Here is a 6,941-nt window from a genome sequence, read left to right as displayed (position 1 = left end):
GGGGGGGGGGGGGGGGGGGGGTTTGTGTCGGGTTTGTTGCTGGGGGGGGGGGGATGTTTTTTTTGTGTTTTTCTTTTTTGTTGCGCTCTCGCCAACCCCCCCCCCCCCCCCCCCCCCCCCCCCCCCCCCCCCCACGCCGCTCGCCCTGGCTTCGGCTCGGTTTCCGCCCTCCCGTCGGCTCCTGGTCGGGTGTAAGCCGGCTGGGGCGAACGTCGGGGGTCGCAGGAGGCGGAGGAGCACTTGCAGACGGTGGCCTCATGGTTCACGGTGGATGTGTCCGGTGCGCATGACGAAGTCCACGTGGTGAAGGGTCTCGATGTCCTGGAAAGGGTTGGAAGGGACGGCGATGAGGTCGGCGGTGGCACCTGTGGCGATGCGACCCAGGTCCGGTCGGTGGAGCAGGTCGGCGGCGATGCTGGTGGCGGAGGTAAGGGCCCGGTGGGCAGTGAGGCCGGCGCTGGTCATGGCGGGGAACTCGCGCCAGTTGTCCGCGTGAGGGAACATCCCGGCATCGGTGCCGAAGGCGACGCGGGCCGTGCAGGCGCTGACACGCTGGCCGTGTAGGCGCAGGGTGTCGGCATTGCGGGCGAGCTTTTCCCGGGATTCCGGCACCTTGTCGTGCCAGAAGTCATCGTTGTCGAGGTGTTCGAGGAAGATGTTGACCACGTGCATCGTGGGCACGAGATAGACGCCGGAGCGGGCCAGCAGCTCCAGGACGTCCGGAGTGGCCAGGCAGGCGTGTTCCACGGAGCGTACGCCGGCGCTGACTGCGCGCCTGATCCCTTCGTCGGAGAAGGCATGGGCGGCGCAGGGCAACCCCAGGTCGGTGGCGACCCCGACCAGGGCGTCGAGTTCGGCCTGCGTGTAGGTGGGGCGGTCGGGTGCGTCATTCGGACTGGTCAGCCCGCCGGTGGCGGCGAACTTGATCCAGTCCGCGCGGTGCCGAGCGTCGTTGCGCACATGACGGATCACTTCGTCGACTCCGTCGGCTACCGCCCCGAGTGTCGTGGCACCCACTGCAGGGGAGGTGCGGTCACCGTGCCCGGCGCTGGCGGAAATCAGATGGGGTGCAACAAGCAGTCGGGGGCCGGGGATGGAGCCTGCCGCGATGGCGTCGCGCAAGTGGACTGCCAGCGGTTCCTGCGAGGCGCCGCCCAGATCGCGGACGGTGGTGAAGCCGGCGTCCAACAGCTCACGCAGGGGAGCGAGGGCGGTGAGGGTCCGCATGCTGAGGGCGTCGGTGAGGTCTGTGTCCGCTACCTCGGAGAGGTGCACGTGGCAGTCGATGAGACCGGGCAGAATGGTGCGCTCACCGAGATCGAGCACGGGGACGCCCCGGCTTGCCGCGGCGTCGCGGCCGACCTTCTCGATTCGTCCGTCGCACACGAGAATTCGGGCCCCCGGCTGCGCGGCGTCGCTCGTTCCGTCCCACCAGCGCGCCGCTGTCACGAGGATGCGTTCGGGCACAGCTTGCCCCCATACTCCGGGCCTCCCATCGAGGCCGGACGGACGTCAGTCAGTGGAAGTGGACAACAGGGTGTAGTCGGGGTGGTCCCACAGGTCACCCGGTCCAGGGTTCCCGGGATCCGAGCCGCCGCCGAGGAGCTTGAGCACCCCCCAGGCCGCGTTGATGCCTGACGCCAGGGCGTGGTCGAGCCAGCCCGGTGACCAGGCGGTATCGTCACCGGCCAGGAACAGGGCGTTGCGCGGTTCACCCGGCACCGCGGTACGGCCGGTGAAGTCCTTCATGAAGTGGGAGAACAAGTCACGCTGGTAGGGGTAGTCACCGGGGCGCGACAGGCGGCACATTCCCCGGAAGTTGCGCTGGTTCTCCCAGGAGATGGTGAGGGCCACGCCGTCCTGGGCCTGCCGGCGCAGTTCCTCGGCCGCTTCGGGGTGGATGGCGGCGAGTTCCCTCACGAACAGGCGCACGCGCTCTTCGGTGCCGGACGCCGATATCTTCATGGCATCCTGCCCCCAGGTGTAGCTGAGGTCGATGACACCCCTGCGGCCACCGGCACGCCTGGCGGGCCCGTAGTCGGTGGTGTACGTGGCACGCGGCAGGCGGTCGGTGATGGTCACCCCGTCAAGGGAGGTGCCCTCCCAGAACGGTTCCCGTGTCACCAGCAGCGTCTTGGACGCCGGCCAGTAGTTCAGCCGCCGGATGGCGCGCAGCAGCCTCGGGCCGAAAGCGGTTCCTCCGGGTGTAGTGGAGCGGACCTCCACCGTCGTTTCCAGCATGTGCAGTTGCGGAGTGAAGATGACGGCCGCGAAGCGTTCGCTCCTAGCGTCGGCGCTGTGGACCACGACACCCCGTTGCGCATCCTCCTCGATGTCCAGCGCGGTCACTTCCGGACGCAGGACACCTGCGTTCATCTCCTCGAGACTGACGGGCCGTCCGGTGGGGTCGGTGGTCCGGTGGGTCCAAAAACCCTCGGCCAGGGCGCTGATGCCTTCCAGCGGGAAGTAGTGGGTGGCGCCCTGGGTCACCATCAGCATGCGGAGGACTTCCAGCATGCTCAAGTCGAAGAAGGAGTCCCACATGCCCGGCCCGATCCCCGCGGTGCCCAGGAGGCGAGCCTGTGCGTGGCTCAGCCCCGCCCCATGCTCGTCCCGCAGGAACCGGTAAAAGGTCCACTGCTCGAACTCGGCCATCAGAGCGCCCCAACGGCGGCGTATGGCGGGAAGATCGCGGTCGGCGGCTTCCCGGAGCAACTGGGGGAGGCCCAGGCCGTCCACGGCCCGCAGCCAGCGGAGGCGGGCCTGGCGGAACTGTCGGTTGCCCGGATCGACATCGGCGAGAGTCTGAGTTTCGTGGCTCACACCGTCCATGTTCAGGACCGTCATCGGGGTGGCAGCCGCGTAGTTGTCCCGGGAGGGCTGCCAATGCAGTCCGAAGTTGCGCGCGTACTGGCGCAGCAGCTTCGAGGAGTCCGGGAAGCGCATGCATCCCAACTCCGCGGCAGCGCTGTCCGCGTCATCGACGCGATGTGAGTACATCCGGCCGCCGAGGCGGCGTCCTCCCGGGCCCTCGGCGCTGGTCTCTGCTTCGAACAGCACCGGGCGGCATCCCGCACGCATCAGTTCGTACGCGGCGGACAGGCCACTGCCGCCGGCTCCTACGACCGCTACGGGTGCGCCGCATGTAGCCTCGGGAAGGCGTCCGATCCGCCGGTTCCCCGACAAGTAGGCAGCGTAATCGAAGGGAAAATCCACCTGCAGGTCACAGGCAGGGGTGGGTTCGTCCGCCATATACGTCACCACTTCTCATCCGGTCAGCAACCGATGGTGTGAAAAGAGCACACGCTTCGACATGGGCGTGCCGCACTCCGGGGCGCTTCCGAACATCGCGGGCGGCTTCCGGCTCGCGCGGGACGTTACGCGTTCGTGGGGAAGTCAGCGCTGCGGGTCACGTCCTCCCAGGCCTGGAGATTCTCGGCGCGGGCTTGGAGCTGGGTGGTGGCCACGTCATAGGCCTCCGCACCGAGCAGCAGGTGGTGGGGCGGTTCGGGAGCGGTGACGGCCCTGAACAGGGCGTGGGCCGCGCGGTCGGGGTCTCCGGCTTGCTTGCCGACGGAGTCGCGGTAAGCGCGGCGGGCGGCGCCAGCGGTCTGGACGTAGTCCGCGATCGGATCCTGCGTTTCCTGTGCGGAACTGGCCCAGTTGGTACGAAACGCAGACGGCTCAACCGCCATGACCTTGATGCCCAGGGGCTCAACCTCGTGCCGCAGGCTCTCCGACAGACCCTCGACCGCGAATTTGGTGGCGCAGTAGTAGCCGACGGCCGGATGTCCCACCAGGCCGCCCATCGAGGTCATGTTCACGATCACGCCCGAGCGCTGGGCACGCATCCTCGGCAGGACCGCGTGAATGACACGGGAGACACCATGGAAGTTGACATCGAAGAGACGCTGGACGATTTGCGGGGACGTCTCCTCAACCGCGGCGAAATGGCCGATGCCCGCGTTGTTGACTACGACGTCGATCCGGCCGAAGTGCTCCTCCGCCCGCCCCACTGCATCCGCCACGCTGCCCTCGTCAGTGACATCCAGGGCCACGGCGAATGCGTTGTCGTGATCACTGAGGTCCCTGACCTGCCCGGTCCTGCGGGCGGTGACCACCACGCGGAATCCCTTTTCCAACACATAGGCGGCGATGCTTCGGCCGAATCCCGTCGAACAACCTGTCACGAACCAGACAGGTGGGTCCTGAACGCTTTCCATGATCCCTCTTCCAGATCTGCCATTTTTACGATATCGAATCTTCTAATCAAGCGAACAATGAATGATTCGTTATCTCCTCGTCAGGAGGATATTATTGGTCGAGTATGGGAATTCATATTGGACACTCCCGTTAGGTTCCGCTACGGGGGTAGGTGAAATTTTTGCAGCGACCGAACCTCACGCCCCGTCACGTTCCGTGACGGGGCGTGAGGTGGTGGCCCATTTCCACCGAAGCTACCCGAAGGATCTGCATAAGAGTTCCTGTCGGCAGGTCAGGTGGTAGCCAGTGCCCTGAAAGAAGAAACGGACACTATATCTCTGCCCCCTCGTGCACTGATCAGTGCACTAATATTTGACTTGACCGAGATTCCACCTATCATCCGCCACATTGACGCTGAGCAAGAACTTGTGCCACACGAGTATGAAGATTCGGCGGGCACACTCGCCGAGCACTGCAATATACAGCCAGGGGGTGGTGACTCTTCTGGGAGAACGGACGCTGACTCATCCTGCTGCTGCGCGCCGGCTCGCGCCGTGTCGGCGACGACGCGTTACGCAACGGTCTGGCCGCTGCGGCAAAGGTGATCTGCCCGAATGGTCCGACACCTCGCGCCGCAAACCCTGCGACACTTCTGCGTGCCGAGCTCTAACTCGGGGGTTTTGATCTGCTTGGGATCCAGGAGGCCCTCGATCATTCCTGGATCACCACCACGATGCGGTGCACTACGTCCAGCAGGCCCGGGGCGAGGACGTCTGGGTGCCCGGGCAGCAGCGGGCCGCGAAGCGGCCGGAAGGACTGATGGAATGAAGTGAAACCTGCGGCTGCCCCCCGAACAAAGGCATCTTGAAAGCGTCCGAACTCCAGCGGAGCCCGGCCGAGCACGGATTGGTGATCTCGGCCGGCCAGGTGTCTGGCCTGTGATCCGGTCAGCCGGTCTCCCTCAAGTTGGAAGACCTCGACGTGATCTGCGTGATGCTCGAATGTGATATCAGGATCTGCTGATTCTCGAGCCCGGGAAGCTCAAGCGTCCCGGGCCGCGGGCCGTCCTTCAAGAGGCCACGACCGGCTCAATGGTGGCCGGACCGGGTCACATCGGCGGCAGGGAACGGCCGTATCAGCGCAGGGATACGACATCCGGGCTGGGGTCAACCACTGAGCCTTTTCAGCGTGGCCGCCGATCGGGTGATGACCCTGGTGCCCATAATCGATCGCCGCCGGCTTCGTCATATCCGTAGACACCGCCCATGCCTACACCACCGCTGTTCTGCGGCTCCTCGCCGACCGGGCACCGGGCCTACTCAAGATCCTGCGCGAACACGAGCCGGACTACGTGCTCCTGGACGGCACCCTCAGCGAGGGCGACCCTCTGGGCGACGGACACGCCGACTACTCCCACAAGCGCCGGCGCCAGGGCGTGAACGTGCAGGTCGTTACCGATCCCGAAGGCCGGCTTCTGTCTCGCCGGTATTGCCGGGCCGCACTCGCGATCTGACCGCCGCACGTACCCACCGCATCATCCGATTCTGCGAACGCCAGGGCGTCCCGATCATCGCCGACCGCGCCTAAATCTGTGCCGACTCCTGGGAAACCACCGCCGTCCAGCCCGCCCAGCGGCGAACTGCCACCGACCGAACGGACGCTGAAACGGGTACTCGCCCAAGCCCGCGCTCCTGTTGAACGAGGCGTAGCCCGCCTGGAGTCCTGGCGGATCTTCCGCCAAAGCCGCTGCAGACCGAACCGCATGGCAGACATTGCCGCCGCGGTCCTCACCCTGGAGAGGCAACGCTGAAAGACCTCGCTGATCGCGCTCATGGCTCCTTCGAAGCGGCGGTTGGTCGAGCCGAGAATTGCAGCAGTGGTGGGAGAGAGGGAAGAGAGAAGAGAGGCGATCCGGATGATGGCCTGAACTCGGGCGTGTGGGGTCCCGTATTGGTGAAAAGGGGGTGGACATTCGCTGGGCGATGGCCATGATGTCGTCAGGAGCTTGCTGACGGTCGGCTTACTGCGCTGAACCCTCCCGACGGGAACCTTCGATGGGAGTAACTGATCCGTCGAGTCAAATGATCGCTCTCTGGACACTCACTCCGTCTCGGCCTGTTGTTTTCCGGATGTCAGTGGCGCAACTTCTGCCTCTCTAGCGGTGCTGCTGCACTTCACATCCGGTTCTCAGCTTGTGTAGTTGGGAGTTTTTCTACGTGGTGTTGCCGCCGCAGGGCCGCACCACATGTGGTGCGGAGCCTATACGAGTAACCGAGTCTGTTGCCGTGAAAGGAGAACAGTGATGGCAGTCGAAATAAGCACGGTTGTTCCGGTGCCGGATCAGCGGAGTCAGTTCTGGTTCCTGTCGGGCAGGCGGTGGGTGCGGATTCATCTCGCGGATGGCGAGCCGCATGAGGACACGGTGGTCGGTGGGCCGGGGTCGTTCGACGACTGGCCGAGTCTGGCGGGATTCGAGCGGGTTGATGCGGTTGTTCCGGTGCCGGATCAGCGGAGTCAGTTCTGGTTCCTGTCGGGCAGGCGGTGGGTGCGGATTCATCTCGCGGATGGCGAGCCGCACAAGGACACGGTGGTCGGTGGGCCGGGGTCGTTCGACGACTGGCCGAGTCTGGCGGGATTCGAGCAGGTTGATGCGGTTGTTCCGGTGCCGGATCAGCGGAGTCAGTTCTGGTTCCTGTCGGGCAGGCGGTGGGTGCGGATTCATCTCGCGGATGGCGAGC

The 6,941-nt window shown here is 65.5% G+C and carries 4 protein-coding genes and 1 pseudogene; 2 read left to right on the top strand and 3 right to left on the bottom strand.

Annotated elements, in window-relative coordinates:
* Positions 1 to 255: 255 nt before the first annotated feature.
* From ACZ5GP_RS33705 to ACZ5GP_RS33695, 3 genes are all read right to left on the bottom strand, one after another.
* Positions 256 to 1,467 (bottom strand): metal-dependent hydrolase family protein, encoded by a 1,212-nt coding sequence (locus tag ACZ5GP_RS33705; protein ID WP_468754476.1) that lies wholly within the window; start codon positions 1,465 to 1,467, stop codon positions 256 to 258.
* A gap of 45 nt (positions 1,468 to 1,512) precedes the next feature.
* Positions 1,513 to 3,252 carry a flavin monoamine oxidase family protein gene (locus tag ACZ5GP_RS33700; RefSeq protein ID WP_468754475.1) on the bottom strand — a complete coding sequence of 580 codons (1,740 nt, stop codon included), beginning with the start codon at positions 3,250 to 3,252 and terminating at the stop codon, positions 1,513 to 1,515.
* 125 nt (positions 3,253 to 3,377) lie between these two features.
* Positions 3,378 to 4,223 (bottom strand): oxidoreductase, encoded by an 846-nt coding sequence (locus ACZ5GP_RS33695; protein ID WP_468754474.1) that lies wholly within the window; start codon positions 4,221 to 4,223, stop codon positions 3,378 to 3,380.
* Between the two features lie 1,208 nt (positions 4,224 to 5,431).
* Here ACZ5GP_RS33695 and ACZ5GP_RS33690 point away from each other — a divergent pair.
* Positions 5,432 to 6,013: pseudogene (locus ACZ5GP_RS33690) on the top strand (transposase family protein); the annotation flags it as partial.
* A gap of 492 nt (positions 6,014 to 6,505) precedes the next feature.
* A partial coding sequence (locus ACZ5GP_RS33685) for a hypothetical protein (protein ID WP_468754473.1) occupies positions 6,506 to 6,941 on the top strand: 436 nt, incomplete at its 3' end.

The organism is Streptomyces sp. NPDC031466 (genome assembly GCF_055581265.1).
Note: the sequence above shows the minus strand (reverse complement) of the source record. Positions and strands in the feature narration are given on the sequence as shown.

Coding starts and splice junctions, on each gene's coding strand:
- ACZ5GP_RS33700 (WP_468754475.1), bottom strand. CDS start 3,252: ATGGCGGACGAACCCACCCCTGCCTGTGACCTGCAGGTGGATTTTCCC.
- ACZ5GP_RS33695 (WP_468754474.1), bottom strand. CDS start 4,223: ATGGAAAGCGTTCAGGACCCACCTGTCTGGTTCGTGACAGGTTGTTCG.